The following is a 19,357-nucleotide window of genomic DNA, read 5'->3' as shown; positions in this document are numbered from 1 at the left end:
CCCAATCTCCCCTAACCCAATCTTCTCGGTCCGGTGTCCGCACGTGTGGGCACCGGACCGATCCGTATCTGCGCGGTGAGCACCGCCGCCCCCTCCGGCGAGGCGAGGATCGGATCGCACAGCACCTCGCGCACCTCGGGAATGTCGTCGACGAGCGTGGAGATCCGCAACAGCGTGTCGATCAACGCGGCTTTGTCCACGGCCGCCTCTCCGCCGTAGCCCGACAGCAACGGTGCCGAACGCGGCTCGTCGATCAGTTCGGCGGCATCGAGTTCTGACAACGGGACGGCACGGTAGCCGTGGTCGCCGAGCAGCTCGAAGGTGCGGCCCGACAGCCCGAACGACACCAGCGATCCGAACGACGGGTCGTCCCGAACCCGGATGACCGTGCCGACCCCCTTGGGTGCCATCTTCTGTACGTGCAGCACGTCGTCGCCGGTGAGACCGCTCAATTCGGCGAACGCCGTCACGACGGCGGTGGCGTCGGGCAGATCCAGACGCGCGCCCTCCCGGTCCAGACGGCCGCGCCACGCCGCCGAGGTTGCCTTCACGGCCACCGGGAAGCCGAGCTCGCGAGCCGCGGCCGACGCCTCGTGCAGGGTGCTCACCTCCCGGAACGGGACAACGGAGATCCCGTACCACCCGAGCACCTGTGCGCTGGCCAGATGATCGAGAACCATGCCCTGGTCGGTGTCGACTGCGACGTCGGCCAATGCCTCGCGCACGAACATCCGGGCGGCCTCGGGGTCGGTGCCGTCGGGACGCGCGACCACCGCTTCCGGACGTTGCCGCCATCGGGCGTACTGCCAGGCCCGCGCGAGGGCCGACGCGGCACGCTCGGGACTGGCGTACGACGGGATCGACCCACGATCGGGTAGCCCGTTGGCGCCGGGCTTCTTGAGTCCCGGCGGGATGCCGTCGACCGCGAGAAAGGTTGTCACGATCGGCTTCTTGCCGTCGGCGTCGGGAGTGTTCGCCGCCGCCATGAGGGCACGGGCATGCCAGTCGGCGTCGACCGCCACCGGCGGGACGAACACGACGAGGATCGCATCGACGCCCGGGTCGGCCATCGCCTCGGCAACCGCCGACTCGAACTGCTCCTCGGACGCGCCGGCCCCGAGATCGATCGCATCGAGAACCTCGAGCCCACCGCCGCGGGCGGTGTCGGCAGCGAGGCTGCCCAGCACCGACGAGTTGCCGATGATGCGCACCCGCGGACCGCGGGGCAACGGCTGAAACGCGAATGTCGTGGCACAGTCGAACAATTCGGGGATCGTGTCGACCTGGATCACACCGGCCTGTTCGAGGACCATCCGCGCGATCTGATCGTCGAGGCTCGCACCCCCCGACCGCGCGGCGCGCACCGGGGTCATCGCCCCTTTGCCCGACTTCACCGCGACGATCGGCTTGGACCGCGACACCCGACGAGCGATCCGGGAGAACTTGCGCGGATTACCGAAACTCTCCAGATACAGCAGCACGACGTCGGTGGCCGTGTCGGTGTCCCAGTACTGCAGCAGGTCGTTGCCGGAGACGTCGGCGCGATTGCCCGCCGAGACAAAGGTCGACAGCCCGATCTGCCTGCGGGCCGCGGTGTCGAGGATCGCGATGCCGAGGGCGCCGGACTGGCAGAAGAACCCGACGCGACCGGCAGCGGGAATGCGTGGGGCGAGAGTCGCATTCAGCGCGACAGCCGGATCGTTGTTGGCCACCCCGAGCGCGTTCGGACCCACCAGACGCATGCCGTGTTCGCGCACCTGTTCCACCAGTCGGTGTTCGCTGAGCAGGCCCTCCTCCCCGCTGTCGCCGAATCCCGACGACACCACCACGAGCGTGCGAACCCCCTTCACAAGGCAGTCGTCGAGCACGTCGGGCACCCGTTCGGCGGGTACCGCCACCACCGCCAGGTCCACCGGATCGGGGATGTCGCGCACCGTCTCGTAGGCCCGGATGCCACGCACCGACGGCGGCCGCTCCCGGGTGCGCCGACCGGGGACCGAGCGACCCGGCGCGGATCGGCCTGGGGCGGTGGCGTCGTCCTCGTGCGCGGTCGGGTCGTCGGGACCGTGTCCGGGCCCGTTGACCGGGAACACCGGGCCGGTGAAACCACCCGCAATGATGTTGGACAGCAGCGCGTTTCCGACTTTCTTGGGGTCGGTCGACGCACCGATCACCGCAACCGAACCCGGACGCAGCAGGTTGGCCACACTGCGTGCCTCCGACGCGCGTTCCCGCGCGTTTCGCACCGACAGCAAAGCCTCGGTGGGGTCGATGAGGAACTCGACGTGCACCGTCGATCCGTCGAAACTGCGCGACAGTTGGTAACCCGCATCGCGGAACACCGCGACCATGTTCGGGTTCTCGCTGAGCACCTCGGCCTCGAAGCGCGTGAAGCCGTTCTCGGCAGCCGCACCCGCGAGATGCTCCAACAAGATCGGGCCGAGACCGCGACCCTGATGCTCGTCGGCGACGACGAAGGCGACCTCCGCCGATTCCGGCTTGCCGTCGAGGGCGAGCCCTTCGTAGAGGCCCACCGCGATGATCTCGCCGCCGAGAACGGCGACCAGCGCGACTCGTTTCTGGTGATCCACCGTCGTCATCCGTGCGACCTCGCGGGGCGGAAGCGTCGGCGTTGGCCCGAAATACCGCATGTAGCGGGTCCGTTCGGACAGTTTGGAGTGGAATTCGACGATGCGGTCGGCGTCGTCGGGGACGATGGGGCGCAGGTGCACGACCCCACCGTCGGACGCCAGCACGTCGGCGATCCAATGCCGCGGATAGTCCCAAGGCCCACGCGGCTCCGGACGATCGGCAACGGTCGTGGGCTGCTCAGTCACGAGGATCCTCCGGGTCGAGTCCGTGGAGCGGATAGACCGCACGGCGGGTGGCGAGGATGGCACGGTCGGCCTGGCGTTGGGCGGACTCGCTGATTCCGTCGAGGGGTGCCTGTCCGGTGTCCCCGTCCCAGGCCGCGAAGGCCACATCACCGCCGTCGCCCATCACCCCCACCGGTGGCTGCGAGTAGTCGCTGTACACCTTGCTCGCCACCTGTTCGGCTGTGGCACGCCACGATTCGTCAATCTCCCGGGTCACGTCGACATCGCGGTCGAGTGCCACCCCGAGCAGGTGGGTCCAGCTGCGTGGAACCACGTTGACCACGCCGTAGCCGCCGCCACCGACCGCCACCCACCGGCCTTCGCAGTACCGGTCCGCGAGTTCACGCATCGCGATCATCGCGGCACGCTGTCCGTCGACCGTCAGCGACAGGTCGGTCAGCGGGTCGGCCCGATGGCTGTCGACGCCGCACTGCGAGATCAGGATCTGCGGCCGGAACTCGGCGATGAGCGACGGCACCACCGCGTGGAACGCGCGCAGCCACAGCCGATCCTGCGTGTCCGGCATGAGTGCGAGGTTGACCGCCGACCCGGCCGCCGCGTCGTTGCCGACCTCGGTGGGCCAGCCCGTACCGGGCCACAGCGTCGCCGGATGCTGATGCACCGAAACCGTCATGACCCGGGGATCGTCGACGAAGGCTGCCTGGACCCCATCACCGTGGTGGGCGTCGATGTCGATGTAGGCGATCCGGTCGAAACCGTTCTCCAGCAACCAGTGGATGGCCACCGCGCAGTCGTTGTAGATGCAGAACCCGGCTGCCCGCGAACGCATCGCATGGTGCATGCCGCCGCCGATGTTGACCGCCCGGTTCACCGAGCCGGACGCCACCGCCTGCGCCGCTGCCAAGGTGCCGCCGACGAGGAGTCGGGCCGCCTCGTGCATGCCGTCGAACACCGGGTTGTCCGCGTCACCCAGGCCGAACAGGCGCTCGAGCAGAGGTCCCGACAGCGACGCCGTTCCCGACCCGACAGCGCGCACCGCATCGATGTAGTCGGAGGTGTGCACCACCTTCAGCACGTCGTCGTCGATGGACAGCGGCGGAGCGGGCTCGACGCCGTCGAGAACACCGAGGCTGCCCGCGAGGGTCATGGTGAGCGCGAGCCGCACCGGATTCATCGGGTGGGTATCTGCCCATCGGTAGGACAAGAAGTCCTCACTCCAGATGACGGTCGCACTCATTGCGCACTCGCTCGATCGGCCACGCCTCAAGGCTAGTGCCATGTCTCGACGCTGCGGTACCAGTCCGGCGGACACGCCTTGCCGAGGTCGGCCGAAGGTGTTCGCGCCGCAGGTCAAGGTACTCTGGAGGGGGACGAAAGGGACTGCGCACAGTGAACGATCTGGTTGACACCACCGAGATGTACTTGCGGACGATCTACGACCTCGAAGAGGAAGGCATCGTGCCACTGCGGGCACGTATCGCCGAGCGTTTGGAACAGAGCGGACCGACCGTGTCCCAGACCGTTGCGCGCATGGAACGCGACGGCCTGCTCCGCGTGGCAGGCGACCGCCACCTCGAACTCACCGACAAGGGCCGCGGACTCGCGATCGCCGTCATGCGCAAGCACCGGCTGGCCGAACGACTGCTGGTCGACGTCATCGGCATGCCGTGGGACGAGGTTCACGAAGAGGCGTGCCGCTGGGAACACGTCATGAGTGAGAACGTCGAGCGCCGTTTGCTCTCCGTACTCAAGAATCCGACGACCTCGCCGTACGGCAACCCGATTCCGGGTCTCGAAGCGCTCGGCGCCGAGCCCGTCGGCAGCGAGGCGCCTGCGACTCGACTGTCCGACCTCCCGCAGGGCGACAAGGTCGCGGTGATCGTGCGACGCCTGTCCGAGCATGCGCAGTCCGACACAGCACTCATCGGCCAGCTGCGTGAGGCCGGAGTGGTGCCGAACGCCCGCGTCACCGTCACCTGCTCGGGGAGCACCGTCACCATCGACACGCCCGGGCACGAAGGCCTGAACCTGTCGAACGAGATGGCGCACTCGGTCTTCGTCGACAAGGTGTGAGGCGACGGGCATTCAACCCACGGCACGCAGAGTCGGATTCGGGATGACCACACCCAACTCCGCTGCGGCACGGTAAGAGTCGTCGATCATCTCCCACAGTGTGTTGGGCCGCATGCCGTTCCGGAGCGCACGATCGAGGAGACCGGCCAACGACCACGAGGGATCGGCGGCCAGCGCCGCGTCGAGGGCAACACCGGCATAGGCACCCTCACCCCCGATGTAGTGCAGATGGGCGAGCATCGTGGCCGCGCTCGCCCGGCCCTGCTTCTGCAGACGCCGGGTCAGTTCGCGCCAGAGCAGCTCGGCACCGTCGCGCAGGTCGGTCACGGCGAGCGCCAACGCCGCATCACGCACCGGCAGTGTGAGGATGGCACGTTCGAGCTCGTTCAGCGTCGAGCAGTCGAGTTTCGGCGGACCGGCCTGCACCCGGTCGACGATCAGAGCGAGCAGTCTCCGATGTTCGGCAGTGTCCTGCGCGCCGACACCGTCGAGCGGCTCGTTCGGTGCGTCGAGGTGGTTGCAGACGGGCTCGGCACACCGAGGCGACGGGACAAGCATCTGCTGCATCTCCGAGCGGCTCGAGAGCAGGCGCCTGCCCGTCGACACGGCCGTGGCTATCGCGGTCGGGCAGGTGCGCGGATCGGCGAGGACGCCGGCACCGGCCTTCGGCACCGCGATCGGGGCCGGCCGGTTCGCTCGTGGCCGCCACGCCACCGACCACGCTGCACCACAGTCGAATTCGTTGAGGACGAAACCGATCGACACTCCTCCCGATGCCGAGAACTCCCGATTGGCGAGGGCCAGTACGCGCCGATGGCACGGATCGTCGAGCGCGAACCTGTCGTCGACGATGGCCACCAACAGATCGCGCGCACCGTACCGCGCGCAGATCGAGCCCAACTCCGCGAACACCCGGAGCAGCGCCGGCTGCGGCGTCCCGTCGTCGTCGACGGCCAGATCGTGGCGCATCGTCGCCCGGACCGTGCGCCCGGGGCCTACGCACAAGATGATGATCGACCGTTCGGGGATGAACCCGAGCAGAGCCGGGATCGCGGTCAGGAGCGATGCCGCGTCGAGGCGCGAGCGTGATTTCGATGAGGACATGCCGTCATCATCACTGCGGCCTACGCCCTCATCGGCCGTTCGCCGCGGTCCGGGATCGGCTGTCCACAAACGAGATTCGGTCCACAGCGCCAATCAACCAAGCGCCAATCAACCAACTGCCGATCAACCAAAGGCCGCGTCGACCGCCTTGGTGAACAGCGCGTCGAGTCCGCTGCCGGCGTCGGGCGGCAACGGTCCGGCCGATGGCCAGCGATACTCGGCGTACACGCGTACATCATCGCGCTGACCGATCAGCGTGACCGTGCTGGTCACCAGGATGTTGGGAATCGCGCCGGTCACCATTGTCCTGCGCACCGCGAGGGTCTCGACTCCGTCCGGCGCCGAAGGAGCGGGCAGCACCTCGGCGGTGACGCGGGTCGACGCGGTCGCGGTTCCGGTCGTCCAGCGCCGACACTCATCGAGCTGGGTGCCCAGTTGCGCGAGATCGGCCGGCGAGTAGACGATCGCGGCGGTGTAGGTGGACCGCTCCTGCGCACCGGGCGCGAGCAGCACCACGGCACCGCTCGAGATGACCGCACCGGGTCGGCACGAGGCAGGAACCACCGACGCCGATCCCGGATGACCGGTGATGTCGGCCAGCACGTCGGGAAGTGCCGGGTCCGGAACGCGACTGGCACCGCCCGCCGGGAAATCGCCCGGATTGACCGCACGGTCAGACAGGTCGGGCATCCCCGCCACCGGCTCACCGCTCACCGCACATGCGCCGAGGAGGAGGCACGCACCCAGCGCTGCGATGGCCGGTAACCGCACTCGCCATCGGAGTGCCGATGCGCCGCGCCGTTTGTTCACAACGCTCTACTGTGCCAAACCACGCGCCCGGCGACGCTCATCGACACTCCGCAGTGTCCGACGCAATGTCGGCGAATTGTCGCCGGCCGGGAATCCGGGACCACACCCACGGGTTGTTGATTCTAAAAGCACATAATGACCAGCACAATTGGCCCTGGCCGAGGCCGGTGGGCGACAATGGGAAGACCACGCGGGGAAGACCACGCGCGGCGAGGTGACGAGAGGAGGGTGACCATGGACGAGCGACAAGAACGCAAGGACCAACACGGCGACGGTGCTCCCGGCCCGGACGACACGGCCAACGCGCTGTACGAGCTGGCGTTTCCGGCCCCTCAACTGGGCACCGGCGACACCGGACCGGTGCTGATCCACGCCCTTGAGGGGTTCGCCGATGCCGGACATGCCGTCGCGCTGGCCGCGACACACCTGCGCGACAGCCTCGAATCCGAACTCGTCGCCACCTTCACCTCCGACGAACTGATGGACTACCGGTCGCGACGGCCGACGATCAGTTTCAGCGGCGAGACCTTCACCGACGTGCAGATGCCCGAGCTGACCATCCACGCCATCCGCGACACCAACGGCAAGGGCTTTCTGCTGCTGTCCGGCTCGGAGCCCGACCTGCGGTGGGAACAGTTCGTCGACGCGGTCCGCCGCCTGTCCGATCATTTCGGAGTCACCGACGTGGTCGGTCTCAACGCGATCCCGATGGCCGTTCCGCACACCCGTCCGCCGTCGATCACCGCGCACGGCAGCGACCCCGACGCGCTGGGCGACCTGCCGCGTTGGGGTTCGGCGATGAAGCTCCCGGCGAGCGCCTCGATGCTGCTGGAACTGCGCATGGGTCAGCACGACTACCGGGCGGCCGGGCTGTCCGTCCATGTCCCCCATTACTTGGCGCAGACGAACTATCCGGCGGCCTCGGCCCGACTGTTGACCGCGGTCACCGAGCTCACCGGCCTCCAGCTGCCGATCGCGGCCCTGCAGAGCGCTGCGGAGAAGGTGCGCGACCAGATCGACAACGAGGTCTCCGGGAACTCCGAGATCGAGTCGGTGGTCGCCGCGCTGGAAACCCAGTACGACTCGTTCACCCAGGCACAGGAGGAACGCGCGTCGCTCCTCGCCGCGGAGGAGTCGCTGCCCAGTGGTGACGAACTCGGCGCCGAACTCGAGCGGTTCCTGGCCGAGCAGGCCGGCACCGATCATGGCAACCTCGACACCGACTCGGATGACGGAAACGAGGGACCGCGATCTCCGATGTGATCGGGGCCCCGGCAACCCCAGCGTTTCTGGAGCCGGTCGCCGACGAGGATGCGGCACTGGAACGATTCATCGGTTGGTGGGCCGAGGGTGGGCTCGACCTCTATGAGCATCAGGAAGAGTCGCTGTTCGAGTTGGCCGCCGGCAGCAACGTCATCCTGGCCACGCCGACCGGATCCGGGAAGTCCCTGGTCGCCGTCGGCGCGATCTACTTCGCGCGGTGCGCAGGTCGGCGCGCCTTCTACACGGCACCGATCAAGGCGCTGGTGAGCGAGAAATTCTTCGACCTGTGCAGCATGTTCGGCGCCGACTCCGTGGGCCTGATGACCGGCGATGCCTCGGTCAACTCCGATGCGCCGATCATCTGCGCGACCGCCGAGATCGTGGCAAATCTTGCGCTGTCCGACGGCGAAGACAGCGACATCGGCACTCTGGTCGCCGACGAATTCCATTACTACGGCGAGTCGGATCGTGGCTGGGCGTGGCAGGTTCCGCTGATCGAGTTGCCGCACACGCAGTTCCTGCTGATGTCGGCGACACTCGGTGACATCTCCTTCTTCGTCGACGACCTCACCCGCCGGACCGGTCGAGAGACCGCCGCCATCACCGGAACCCACCGGCCGGTCCCGCTCGAGTACGCGTATTCGATGACTCCGATCCACGAGACTATCGAGGACCTCGTCTCCCGTGGACGCGCGCCCGTCTACGTCGTGCATTTCACGCAGGCGGCGGCGGTCGAGCGTGCGCAGGCATTGCTGTCGGTCCGCCTGTGCGACAAGGAACAACGTGCGGCCATCGCTGCCGCGATCGGCGATTTCCGGTTCCACACAGGATTCGGCAACACCCTCTCCAAGCTGCTCCGCGCGGGCATCGGCGTCCATCACGCCGGTATGCTGCCGCGCTACCGCAGACTCGTGGAAAGGCTTGCCCAGCAAGGGTTGCTGCAGGTCATCGCCGGGACCGACACCCTGGGCGTCGGGATCAACGTGCCCATCCGCACAGTGCTGTTCGCCGGTCTCAGCAAGTTCGACGGCAATCGTGTGCGTCGGCTGCGCGCCCGCGAGTTCCACCAGATCGCGGGCCGTGCCGGCCGCGCCGGCTTCGACTCGGTCGGATACGTCGTCGCCCAGGCGCCCGAGCACGACGTGGAGAATGCGCGCGCCGTCGCCAAGGCAGGTGACGACCCCAAGAAGCTGCGCAAACTCGTCCGCAAGAAGCCGCCCGAGGGATTCGTGTCCTGGGGCGAGAAGACCTTCACGGCTCTCGTCGACGCGCCCGACGAACCGCTGCGATCACACTTCCGGATGACCATCGCCATGCTGCTGGAGGTCCTCAACCGACCCGGTGACTGTTTCTCCGCGGTGCGCCACCTCCTCGAGGCCAACCACGAACCCCGCGATCGCCAGCTGCGGCACATCCGGCACACCATCGCTCTTTATCGTGGCCTGCGTGACGCGGGCATCGTGGTGCAACTCGACGAGCCCGACGCCACCGGCAGATACGTGGCCTTCAACGTGGACATGCCGAAGAACTTCGCGCTCACCAATCCGCTGTCGGCCTTCGCGCTGGCCGCCTTCGAACTCCTCGACACAGACTCACCTGACCACGCACTCGACGTCGTCTCGGTGCTCGAATCGACCCTGGAGGATCCTCGCCCGGTGCTGATCGCACAGCGAAAGGTCGCGCGCGACAAGGCCATCGCCGAGATGAAGGCCGACGGCGTCGAGTACGAGGAGCGCATGACCCGGCTGGAGGAGATCACCTGGCCGCAACCGCTCGCCGAGGAGATCGGTTATGCCTTCGAGGTGTATCGGGCCGGAGCGCCGTGGGTGGGTTCCACACCACCGTCGCCGAAATCGGTGCTGCGCGAGATGCTCGAACGGTCGATGACCTTCACCGAACTCATCTCGGTGTACGGACTCACCCGCAGCGAGGGCGTCGTGCTGCGCTACCTGTCCGATTGCTATCGCGTGCTGCGCCACGGTGTTCCGACATCGGTGATCACCGATGACGTCGCGTCGATCGTGACCCGACTGGGCACCATGGTCCGCGATGTCGACTCCAGTCTCGTCGACGAGTGGGAGGCCCTGTCAGCCGGCGAACTCCCTGCGGACAGCACCAGCGGCTGACACGACGTCGGCGATGATGCCGGCGAGTTCGCGGTAAGCGTCCTCCCGGTGGGCCGATCGGCGGAAGACGAGGCCGATGCGCCGTCCCGGCCGCGGCGAGGCAAACGTGGCGGTGGCCAGACCGCCCCCGGCCGTCTCCGAGGCCACCGCCGTCTGCGGTATCAAGGTCACACCGAGACCGCCGGTGACGCAATGCACCGCCGTTGCGAGGGAGGCGGCCCGCGTGTGCCCGAGATCGGGCCGCACGCCGGCGATCCGGCACACCTCCAAGGCTTGATCGCGCAGACAGTGACCTTCGTCGAGCAGCAACAAGGGCAGGTCGGCGAGCGCGGCCGGATCCACCCGCTTACGGCCTGCGAGTGCGTGGTCGGCCGGCAGCGCGAGGACGAAATCCTCGTGGTACATCGGAATCTCGGCCATTCCGGGGATCTCGGCGGGCAGCGCGAGAACCGCCGCGTCAAGGCTGCCCTCGCGTAGCTGATCCACCAGTCGTGCCGTCTGGTCTTCGACGACGCGAAGGGTCAGTTCGGGTCGCTGCTGTGCCAACCCCCGGAGAACGGTCGGCAACACGTAGGGCGCAACGGTCGGGATGAATCCGAGTCGCACAGTGCCGCTGAGCGTTTCGCCGACGCCGGACACCTCGACCAAGAAGTCGTCGACGGATTCGATCACCGCGATCGCTTTCGGAAGGAGTCGCTCCCCCTCGGTGGTGACGAACACTCGCCGCGTGGTCCGCTCGATCAGAGTGACCCCGAGACCGGTCTCCAATGCAGCCAGCGCCTGCGACAGTGAGGGCTGGCTCACACCCAGATCGCCTGCGGCCGCGCCGAAGTGGCGGCGCCGGGCCAAAGCCACAAACGCTCGCAGCCCGGCCACTGACGGCTGATAAGTTCGATCGGTCATACCTATTAGTCTAGTGCTACTCATCACGTTTCACTTTCACTGAAATTCCGGCACGATGGTACTCGTCAGTAACACGTAACAACTTCGCTCGTGGGGCCGAGCATGTGCGCCACGACACAGGAGGAGCGAAAGACCATGGCATTGCTCACAATCGGAGATCAATTTCCGGCCTACAATCTGACGGCCGTGATCGGGGGCGATCTCTCGAAGGTGAACGCCTCGGCACCCGACGACTACTTCACCACCGTTTCCAGCGACGATCATCCCGGCAAGTGGCGGATCGTCTTCTTCTGGCCCAAGGACTTCACCTTCGTCTGCCCGACCGAGATCGCCGCGTTCGGAAAGCTGAACGACGAGTTCGCCGACCGTGACGCCCAGGTACTCGGCGCATCGGTGGACAACGAGTTCGTCCACTTCCAGTGGCGTGCCCAGCACGAGGATCTCAAGACGCTGCCGTTCCCGATGCTGTCCGACCTCAAGCGCGAACTCGCCACCGCAGCAGGTGTTCTCAACGCCGACGGTGTCGCCGACCGGGCCACCTTCATCGTCGACCCGAACAACGAGATCCAGTTCGTGTCGGTCACGGCGGGTTCGGTGGGCCGCAACGTCGACGAGGTGCTGCGCGTGCTCGACGCCCTGCAGTCCGACGAACTCTGCGCCTGCAACTGGCGCAAGGGCGATCCCACCATCAACGCCGGCGAGCTGCTCGCCGCAGGCGTCTGACAGGAGACGACATGAGTATCGACAATCTCAAGGAAGCCCTGCCCGAGTACGCGAAGGACCTCAAGCTCAACCTCGGATCGATCAGCCGCACCACTGTGCTGAACGAGGAACAGCTCTGGGGCACCCTGCTGTCAACCGCAGCGGCAACCCGTAATGCCAAGGTGCTCAGCGAGATCGCCGACGAGGCGGCCGATACGCTGTCGGCCGACGCGTACAACGCGGCCCTCGGCGCAGCGTCGATCATGGGCATGACCAACGTCTTCTACCGTGGCCGCGGATTTCTCGACGGTCGCTACGACGATCTGCGCCCCGGACTGCGGATGAACATCATCGGCAACCCCGGCGTCGACAAGGCCCTTTTCGAACTGTGGTCGTTCGCCGTGTCGTCGATCAATGGCTGCGGCCACTGCGTCGCAGCTCACGAGAACACACTGCGTGAAGCCGGTGTCGAGCGTGAGGCGATCCTGGAATCCCTGAAGGTCGCCTCGATCGTCGCCGGTGTCGCGCAGGCACTCACCACCACCGAGGTCCTCGCCGGCGTCTGAATCACCGCACACCGCACGGTCGACAAGTGACAGCGGGCCCCGGTCTCGAATCCACGAGACCGGGGCATCGTTGCGTTGATGTCGACCGTGCAGCGGACACCGATGCGCGGTTGCGCATGACAGACTGATAAGGATTTCTGTGCGACGATCCACGGTGCGAGCGTGATCTCGCCGGCACGGTGAGACGCGCAGGCATGCACAGAGAGGACTGGTACTGGTGACCTACCCGAACGATCCGGGCAATCAGCACTGGAATCAAGGGCGTCCGCCCACCGGTCCCGGCGGTTCACCGCATCCGTACGGCAATCAGCCCCCGTATGCCAATCAGGCACCGTACGGCAATCCACAGCCGCCGGACGATCCGTACGCGCCAACCTCCTCGTACCAGCAACCCGATCCGTACGGCTATGTCGCTCCGGGCTATCCGGGTTACGGGCAGCAGCCTCCCGGGTACGGCGGTCCGCAACCGCAGGGCGGCACCAACGGTCTGGCGATCGCGGCGCTGATCTCGGCATTCATTGTCGCGCCGGTGGGCATCGTCCTCGGGCATTTCTCGCTGTCCGAGATCAAACGCAATCACCAAAAGGGTGGTCCGCTCGCGATCGCCGCGCTCGTGATCGGCTACCTGTTCACGGTCGTCGGTGTCGTCGCGCTGGTACTCGTTCTGACGGGCGCGATCGGATCCGGCAACGACGAGGAGTCGACCACCGCGGCCGGCAAGTCGAGCACGACGACCGAATCCACCACCGAGACAACAGAGACCACAGAAACCAGCACGACCTACTCGTACCCGTCAACCACCTACACATACTCGACGACGGCCGAACCCGGGGTGACGAGTCCCCCCGCGTACACGCCGGACCCGTCGAACACCATCGCCAACGAGATCCGCACCACCGATGTCGGCGCGTGCATCCACCGAGAGGCCAACGGAAGCCAGCTCACCGCGTTCTATCGGACGTCGTGCGGGTCGTCGGCAGCCACGGACCGGGTCTACCTGCGCACCGACAACACCAGCAGCTGCAACGGAAACTGGGTGCAGATCGGTCCGTCGTCGTACTTCCGCTACAACGTCGTCCTGTGCCTCACCCCGCTGTGATCGCCTGATCAGCCCAGTGCGGCACGCATGCGTCAACTCAGTGCGGCACGCATGCGTCAACTCAGTGCGGCGCGCATATGCGTCAACTCAGTGCGGCACGCATGCGGTCGGCGAGTTCGCCGACCTCTTCGGTGGTCATCACGAACGCGGGCGAGATCTGGAGCGCGCCCTGCCCGGCGGCGCGCCCGCTCACTCCGTGCTCGCGCAATTTCGAGATCATTCCGATTGCCTGTGTGGGGTCGGCGAGTTGGACGGCCGAGACCGCCCCGAGCCCCGTCCGCACCTCGGTCACCGAGTCCAGTTCGGCGAGCGGAGCCAGCGCCGCGGCGAGATCCGTCTCGAGGCGGGCCGCCTCGGCGAGCAGCCCCTCCCGTTCGATGATGTCGAGGTTCGCCATCGCCGCCGCCGCCGCGCCCGCGTGACCGCCGTAGGTATAGCCGTGGCGCCACCAGACCCCGCCGGCGAAGAAGGGTTCGGCGACATGCGGCGCGACGAACACCGCGCCCATCGGGACGTAACCGGAGGTGAGTCCCTTCGCCGTGGTCATCATGTCCGGCTCCAGACCGAGTCGCGACGATGCGAACCAGGAGTCGCCGCCGATGCGGCCGAACCCCGTGACCACCTCGTCGGCCACGAAGAGCACGTCATGGTCGCGACAGATCTGACGCACCTCGGTCAGGTAGCCGTCGGGCGGGAGATAGATTCCGCCGGCTCCGATGATGGGCTCGCAGAAGAATGCGGCGATCCGATCGGCGCCGAGCCGCTCGATGAGTCCCAGCAAGCTCTTCGCGTTGTCCCATTCCACGGTTTCCGCGGCCGGCATCAGCTCGCCGTAGCCTTCACGGTTCACCGGAATCCCGGCCAGTGCCGTTCCCGCAACGTGCATTCCGTGGTAGGCCTTGGTCCGGCCGACAATGATCTCCTTCTCCGGCCGCCCGCGCTCGTGCCAGTAGCGCCGGGCCAGCTTGGCGGCGCTGTCCACCGAGTCGCTGCCACCCGAGGTGAAGAAGATCTTGCTGCCCGCGACCGGCGCGATCGCGGCGAGACGTTCGGCCAGCGCCAGCGTCACATCCGACGTGAAATCGCCGAATCCCGAGTAGTGCGCGAGCGTGGAAAGCTGATCCGCCACCGCCGCGCCGATCTCTGCGCGCCCGTGACCGACGTTGGTGAACCACAGTCCCGCTGTCGCGTCGAGATACCTGTTCCCCTCGCGGTCCCAGATCCGGGTGCCCTCGCCACGCACCACAACGAACGGACCGCTCGCCCTCACCGCACCCATGTCGGCGAATCCATGCCACAACGCATCAGCCATGCCGCCAATCATGCCGGATGCCCGGCACGGCGGGACCACAACGCCCACCGACGGGCAACGGCCTGCACCGCGCTCACTATTCTGGACAGACCATGACCGCGACCCCAACCGACGCCGATCGCGCGGCCCTGCGCACCGCGCTGCGCGAACTGACCGTCGTCGACGGTCATCGGCTGCGTCGGCGCGCCGACAAACTCGGGTCGGCACCCACGTCCGACGCCTGGCAGCAGCTCCTCGGTGCGGTGCAGGCCGCACGTCGTCGAATCGACGCCCGACGAGCATCCGTGCCCGACCTCCACTTCCCACCCGAACTGCCCATATCGGCCGCCCGCGACGAGATCCGGGACGCGATCGACGCACATCAGGTCGTGGTGATCGCCGGCGAGACCGGTTCGGGTAAGACCACGCAGCTCCCGAAGATCTGCCTGGAACTCGGACGCGGTGTGCGCGGCATGATCGGGCATACCCAGCCACGCCGCATTGCGGCGAGCTCGGTCGCCCGGCGCATCGCCGACGAAACCAACACCAAACTCGGCGACGCGGTCGGGTACTCCGTGCGATTCACCGACAGATCGGGCGCCGACACCCTGGTACGGGTGATGACCGACGGGATTCTGCTGCGCGAGATCGCGGCCGATCCGCTGTTGCGCCGCTATGACACGCTGATCGTCGACGAGGCGCATGAACGCAGCCTCAACATCGACTTCATTCTCGGATACCTGCTCCGGCTGCTCCCGCGCCGCCCAGACCTCAAGGTGATCATCACCTCGGCCACCATCGAACCCGATCGGTTCGCACGGCATTTCACCACGGCCGACGCTCCGGTGCCGGTGATCGAGGTGTCGGGGCGCACCTACCCGGTCGACGTGCGCTACCGCCCACTCACCCTGCGTGAACGACCCGACAGCGGCGACGAGGGCGGTGGAGGCGAGCACGCCGACCTCGACCTGTTCCAGGGCATCGATGCCGCGATCGACGAGCTGTGGTCGGCCGGCCGTGGCGACGTGCTGGTCTTCCTGCCCACCGAGCGTGATATCCGCGACGCGTCGGATGCTCTGCGGCGCAGAGCTTCTGCGGGTGCAGAGATCGTCCCGCTGTATGCGCGGCTGTCGGTCGCCGATCAACAGCGGGTGTTCGCACCCTCGGACGGACGTCGCATCGTCTTGGCCACCAACGTCGCCGAGACCTCCGTCACCGTCCCCGGCATCCGCTACGTCGTGGACTCCGGCACCGCACGCATCAGCCGATACTCGACCCGCACCAAGGTCAGTCGCCTTCCCGTCGAAGCGATCTCACAGGCCAGCGCCCGTCAACGTGCCGGACGCTGCGGTCGTGTCGCGCCCGGCATCTGCATCCGCCTCTACAGCGAGGACGACTTCGACGCACGACCGGCCTTCACCGATCCCGAGATCTTGCGGACCAACCTCGCCGCGGTCATCCTGCAGATGACGTCGCTGCGCCTTGGCTCCATCGCCGACTTCCCGTTCGTGCAGCCGCCCGACGATCGCGCGATCCGCGACGGTATGGCCGTGCTCACCGAACTCGGGGCGATCGAACAGTCCGACAAGGCAGGCGGGCCCCCGCGACTCACCTCGGTCGGCCGCTCGATGGCGCGGCTCCCGGTCGACCCGCGCATCGCCCGAATGCTGATCGCGGGACACGAACTCGGATGTCTCGACCACCTCGTCGTCCTGGCGGCCGCCCTGTCGCTGCCCGACGTTCGTGAACGGCCCGCCGATCACCGCGAGGCCGCCGACACCGCACATCGCCGCTTCGCGGTGCCCAATTCGGATTTCCTGGCCTACCTGGAGCTGTGGCGCTATCTCCAGGAGAAGCGGAATGAGCTGTCCGGCAACAAGTTTCGCAGGATGTGCGAACGCGAGTACCTCCACTATCTACGCATCCGCGAATGGCGCGATCTGACCCGTCAACTGCGCGAGATCGTCGGCGAACTCGACTGGCCGACCACGCCGACCGAACCCGACGCGGACGCCATCCACCGAGCGGTCCTGTCCGGACTGCTCAGCAACATCGCTGTGCGCAATTCCGAGGGCCGCGAATACACGGGAGCCCGCGGCACCACGCTGATGATCTTCCCGGGTTCGGCCCTTGCGCGGAAACCGCCCGCCTTCCTCATGGCCGCCGAAATCCTGGAGACCTCACGGCTTTTCGCGCACACCGTGGCCGGGATCGACCCGCTGTGGGTGGAACGGGTCGCCGGCAGCCTGGTCAAGCACACCTACAGCGAGCCGCATTGGTCGGCAAAACGGGGCGCGGCGATGGCCTACGACCGGGTCACGCTCTACGGCGTCACCCTGGTTGCTCGACGACGGGTCGTGTACGGGCCGATCGATCCGGTCACGTCCCGCGAGTTGTTCATCCGCCACGCGCTGGTCGAGGGCGACTGGCGCACCGATCACTCCTTCTTCCACCGCAACCGCGAACTGCTCGAGGCGGCCGCCGACGTCGAACACCGAGTCCGCCGACGCGATCTCGTCATCACCGAGGATCAACTCTACGATTTCTACGATCAGCGCATCGGAGCCGAGGTCACCTCGGCCCGCCACTTCGACACCTGGTGGAAGCGCGCACGCCGCGATCGGCCGGATCTGCTCGATCTCACTGCCGCCGACGTCGGCGCCGACACCTCGGTCGCCGACGCGGACTTTCCCGGCGCATGGCAACAGGGCGACGCACGACTCGAATTGCGGTACCGGTTCGATCCGGCGGCCACGGATGACGGCGTGACCGTGGTCATTCCGGAAGCACTGCTGGGCCACATCCGGTCCGCGGGCTTCGACTGGACGGTGCCGGGCCTGCGATCGGAATTGGCCACCGCGCTGGTCAAGACGCTGCCCAAGCATCTGCGCAAGACGATGTCGCCCGCCGGGCGGTTCGCCGAACTCGCTCTGTCCCAACTGAAACCACGGTCCGAACCGATCGTGTCCGGACTGGCCCGGGAGCTGACCACCATCGTCGGAACCACGGTGGCCGCCGACGATTTCGTCCCCGACCGGCTACCGGCACACCTGCGCGTGCATTTTGCGCTCGCCGATGCGACGGGCGCCATCGTCGACACCGACGACTCGCTCACCGATCTCCAACGCCGACATCGTCGGAGCACCACCCCGGAGCCGATCGTCCGGCGCGAGTTCACCGCGTGGACGGCCGACGGGATCGGTTCGCTCCCACACAGCTCGCAGGTGAAGATCGCCGGTCAAGAACTGACCCGCTACCCCGCGATCACGGCGGTGACCGACGCGACCGGCGCCTCGCGTGCCGTCGTCCGTACCGACGCGACGTCCCCGCAGGAGCGTGATCGGCTCGTTTTCGAAGGCGTCGCGGCCCTGCTCGACATCGCCATCCCGCCGCTGTCGAAGAAGGTCGTCGGCTCTCTGGCCGGGGCCGACAGACTCGCCTTGAGCCAGAGCCCCTACCGCAGGATCGAGGACCTCACCGCCGACTGCACGCGACGCGCGATCCGCGACCAGATGGCTGATGCGTCCGCCGCCGTTGCCGCCGTCCGCACTCCCGCCGAGTTCGAGACCGTGCGCGCGCGGATACAGCCGGCAGCCCTGGCCGCCGCACCCGAGTACTTCGCTCTCGCCGTGGCGACCCTTCGGGCCCTCGCCCCGGTGCGCACGCTGATCGACCAACACGCGGGTTCGGTGGCAGCCGACGACGTCGCCGAACAGATCGACGACCTGGTGTTCGACGGATTCGTCCGCGTCACCGGGCGTACTCACCTGTCCGAGTTGCCGCGCTACCTTCTCGCCGCACAGACCAGGTTGGCAGCGCTGCCCGCATCGGCGGCACGCGACCAGGAAGGCGTCGCGGTCATCGACCGCGTGACCCAACGCTGGAATCAGCGTCTCGCGCAGGTGTCGGCGGCCAGGCGGGACGCGGTCAACGAAGAAGCCCACTGGCTCGTCGAGGAACTGCGGGTGGGTGTGTTCGCCCAGCGCATCGGAACCGCGTACCCCGTATCCGAGAAAAGGGCGCTACGAACCCTGGACAGACTCGGCTGACACCTTGGTATCGGCGCCATTCGTTGCGACCGAACGGCCTTGGAGGTCGTCGATCTCACGCTGGAAGTCGTCGAGCGAATCGAACGACCGGTACACCGAGGCGAAGCGCAGGTAGGCCACCTCGTCGAGGTTGCGCAGCGGTCCGAGGATCGCGAGACCGACCTCGTTGCTCGGGATCTCGGCCGAACCGCTGGCGCGGACGGCGTCTTCCACCTGTTGCGCCAACTGTGCGAGGTCGTCGTCGCCGACCTCGCGCCCCTGACATGCGCGACGGACCCCGCGCATCACCTTTTCCCGACTGAACGGTTCGGTCACGCCGTTGCGTTTCACCACGGCGAGCACCGCGCTCTCCACCGTGGAGAAGCGGCGGCCGCACTCAACGCACGCCCGACGCCGCCGGATGGCCTGCCCCTCGTCGGCGACACGCGAGTCGATGACCTTGGTGTCCTCGTTCTTGCAGAAGGGGCAGCGCATGTGATCCTCACGCCTGTCGCGGGACACGGCGGCACATGCGAGTCGTACGCCGGGTCGGTT

Annotated in this window: 14 protein-coding genes; 7 read left to right on the top strand and 7 right to left on the bottom strand. The window is 67.3% G+C overall.

Going from position 1 to position 19,357, the window contains the following annotated elements; genetic code table 11:
- Nucleotides 1-11: 11 nt before the first annotated feature.
- Nucleotides 12-2,837: a bifunctional acetate--CoA ligase family protein/GNAT family N-acetyltransferase gene (locus tag MKW15_RS07690; protein ID WP_240856993.1), complete on the bottom strand. Its 2,826-nt coding sequence runs from the start codon at nucleotides 2,835-2,837 to the stop codon at nucleotides 12-14.
- A complete protein-coding gene (locus MKW15_RS07685; RefSeq protein ID WP_240856992.1) occupies nucleotides 2,830-4,074 on the bottom strand; it encodes an acetoin utilization protein AcuC in 1,245 nt (414 codons plus the stop codon). The genes MKW15_RS07690 and MKW15_RS07685 overlap by 8 nt, the downstream gene beginning before the upstream one ends.
- 152 nt (nucleotides 4,075-4,226) lie before the next feature.
- On the opposite strand from MKW15_RS07685, the gene MKW15_RS07680 reads away from it, so the two are divergent.
- Nucleotides 4,227-4,910, top strand: coding sequence for a metal-dependent transcriptional regulator (locus MKW15_RS07680; RefSeq protein WP_240856991.1), 684 nt, complete (start codon nucleotides 4,227-4,229; stop codon nucleotides 4,908-4,910).
- A gap of 12 nt (nucleotides 4,911-4,922) precedes the next feature.
- On the opposite strand, the gene MKW15_RS07675 is transcribed toward MKW15_RS07680, so the two are convergent.
- Together MKW15_RS07675 and MKW15_RS07670 are read right to left on the bottom strand one after the other, a co-directional pair.
- Nucleotides 4,923-6,014 carry a DUF4192 domain-containing protein gene (locus MKW15_RS07675; RefSeq protein ID WP_240856990.1) on the bottom strand — a complete coding sequence of 364 codons (1,092 nt, stop codon included), beginning with the start codon at nucleotides 6,012-6,014 and terminating at the stop codon, nucleotides 4,923-4,925.
- Between the two features lie 123 nt (nucleotides 6,015-6,137).
- Nucleotides 6,138-6,824 carry a hypothetical protein gene (locus MKW15_RS07670; RefSeq protein WP_240856989.1) on the bottom strand — a complete coding sequence of 229 codons (687 nt, stop codon included), beginning with the start codon at nucleotides 6,822-6,824 and terminating at the stop codon, nucleotides 6,138-6,140.
- Nucleotides 6,825-7,058: 234 nt separating this feature from the next.
- Here MKW15_RS07670 and MKW15_RS07665 point away from each other — a divergent pair, with 234 nt between their 5' ends.
- Together MKW15_RS07665 and MKW15_RS07660 are read left to right on the top strand one after the other, a co-directional pair.
- Nucleotides 7,059-8,087, top strand: a complete 1,029-nt coding sequence (locus MKW15_RS07665; RefSeq protein WP_240856988.1) for a PAC2 family protein — start codon at nucleotides 7,059-7,061, stop codon at nucleotides 8,085-8,087.
- Entirely contained in the window at nucleotides 8,084-10,213 is a 2,130-nt protein-coding gene (locus tag MKW15_RS07660) for a DEAD/DEAH box helicase (RefSeq protein ID WP_240856987.1), read from the top strand. Before MKW15_RS07665 ends, MKW15_RS07660 begins: the two co-directional genes overlap by 4 nt.
- On the opposite strand, the gene MKW15_RS07655 is transcribed toward MKW15_RS07660, so the two are convergent.
- The gene (locus MKW15_RS07655; RefSeq protein ID WP_240856986.1) at nucleotides 10,175-11,116 is read right to left on the bottom strand and encodes a hydrogen peroxide-inducible genes activator; all 942 of its coding nucleotides are present in this window, start codon (nucleotides 11,114-11,116) and stop codon (nucleotides 10,175-10,177) included. The genes MKW15_RS07660 and MKW15_RS07655 overlap by 39 nt on opposite strands.
- A 135-nt stretch (nucleotides 11,117-11,251) precedes the next feature.
- Between MKW15_RS07655 and MKW15_RS07650 the strand changes: the two genes are divergently transcribed.
- The 3 genes from MKW15_RS07650 to MKW15_RS07640 all read left to right on the top strand — a co-directional run bounded on the left by MKW15_RS07650 (nucleotide 11,252) and on the right by MKW15_RS07640 (nucleotide 13,483).
- Entirely contained in the window at nucleotides 11,252-11,839 is a 588-nt protein-coding gene (locus tag MKW15_RS07650; RefSeq protein ID WP_240856985.1) for a peroxiredoxin, read from the top strand.
- Nucleotides 11,840-11,850: 11 nt separating this feature from the next.
- Nucleotides 11,851-12,384: an alkyl hydroperoxide reductase gene (locus tag MKW15_RS07645; RefSeq protein WP_240856984.1), complete on the top strand. Its 534-nt coding sequence runs from the start codon at nucleotides 11,851-11,853 to the stop codon at nucleotides 12,382-12,384.
- 217 nt (nucleotides 12,385-12,601) lie between these two features.
- Entirely contained in the window at nucleotides 12,602-13,483 is an 882-nt protein-coding gene (locus tag MKW15_RS07640) for a DUF4190 domain-containing protein (protein ID WP_240856983.1), read from the top strand.
- A gap of 82 nt (nucleotides 13,484-13,565) precedes the next feature.
- Here the strand turns inward: MKW15_RS07640 and MKW15_RS07635 are convergent, their stop codons facing one another.
- A complete protein-coding gene (locus MKW15_RS07635) occupies nucleotides 13,566-14,795 on the bottom strand; it encodes an aminotransferase family protein (RefSeq protein WP_240856982.1) in 1,230 nt (409 codons plus the stop codon).
- 92 nt (nucleotides 14,796-14,887) lie between these two features.
- Here MKW15_RS07635 and hrpA point away from each other — a divergent pair, with 92 nt between their 5' ends.
- Nucleotides 14,888-18,823 carry an ATP-dependent RNA helicase HrpA gene (hrpA, locus tag MKW15_RS07630; protein ID WP_240856981.1) on the top strand — a complete coding sequence of 1,312 codons (3,936 nt, stop codon included), beginning with the start codon at nucleotides 14,888-14,890 and terminating at the stop codon, nucleotides 18,821-18,823.
- Here the strand turns inward: hrpA and nrdR are convergent.
- Complete coding sequence (gene nrdR / locus MKW15_RS07625) at nucleotides 18,797-19,297, bottom strand: transcriptional regulator NrdR (RefSeq protein WP_240856980.1); 501 nt, start codon at nucleotides 19,295-19,297, stop codon at nucleotides 18,797-18,799. The two genes, hrpA and nrdR, sit on opposite strands and share 27 nt — an antisense overlap.
- Nucleotides 19,298-19,357: the final 60 nt, after the last annotated feature.

This window comes from Gordonia gummivorans (genome assembly GCF_022513585.1).
In the GTDB taxonomy this organism is placed as follows: Bacteria; Actinomycetota; Actinomycetes; order Mycobacteriales; family Mycobacteriaceae; genus Gordonia.
Note: the sequence above shows the minus strand (reverse complement) of the source record. Positions and strands in the feature narration are given on the sequence as shown.

Coding starts and splice junctions, on each gene's coding strand:
- MKW15_RS07675 (WP_240856990.1), bottom strand. CDS start 6,014: ATGTCCTCATCGAAATCACGCTCGCGCCTCGACGCGGCATCGCTCCTG.
- MKW15_RS07685 (WP_240856992.1), bottom strand. CDS start 4,074: ATGAGTGCGACCGTCATCTGGAGTGAGGACTTCTTGTCCTACCGATGG.
- MKW15_RS07655 (WP_240856986.1), bottom strand. CDS start 11,116: ATGACCGATCGAACTTATCAGCCGTCAGTGGCCGGGCTGCGAGCGTTT.
- hrpA (WP_240856981.1), top strand. CDS start 14,888: ATGACCGCGACCCCAACCGACGCCGATCGCGCGGCCCTGCGCACCGCG.
- MKW15_RS07665 (WP_240856988.1), top strand. CDS start 7,059: ATGGACGAGCGACAAGAACGCAAGGACCAACACGGCGACGGTGCTCCC.
- MKW15_RS07645 (WP_240856984.1), top strand. CDS start 11,851: ATGAGTATCGACAATCTCAAGGAAGCCCTGCCCGAGTACGCGAAGGAC.
- nrdR (WP_240856980.1), bottom strand. CDS start 19,297: ATGCGCTGCCCCTTCTGCAAGAACGAGGACACCAAGGTCATCGACTCG.
- MKW15_RS07635 (WP_240856982.1), bottom strand. CDS start 14,795: ATGGCTGATGCGTTGTGGCATGGATTCGCCGACATGGGTGCGGTGAGG.
- MKW15_RS07650 (WP_240856985.1), top strand. CDS start 11,252: ATGGCATTGCTCACAATCGGAGATCAATTTCCGGCCTACAATCTGACG.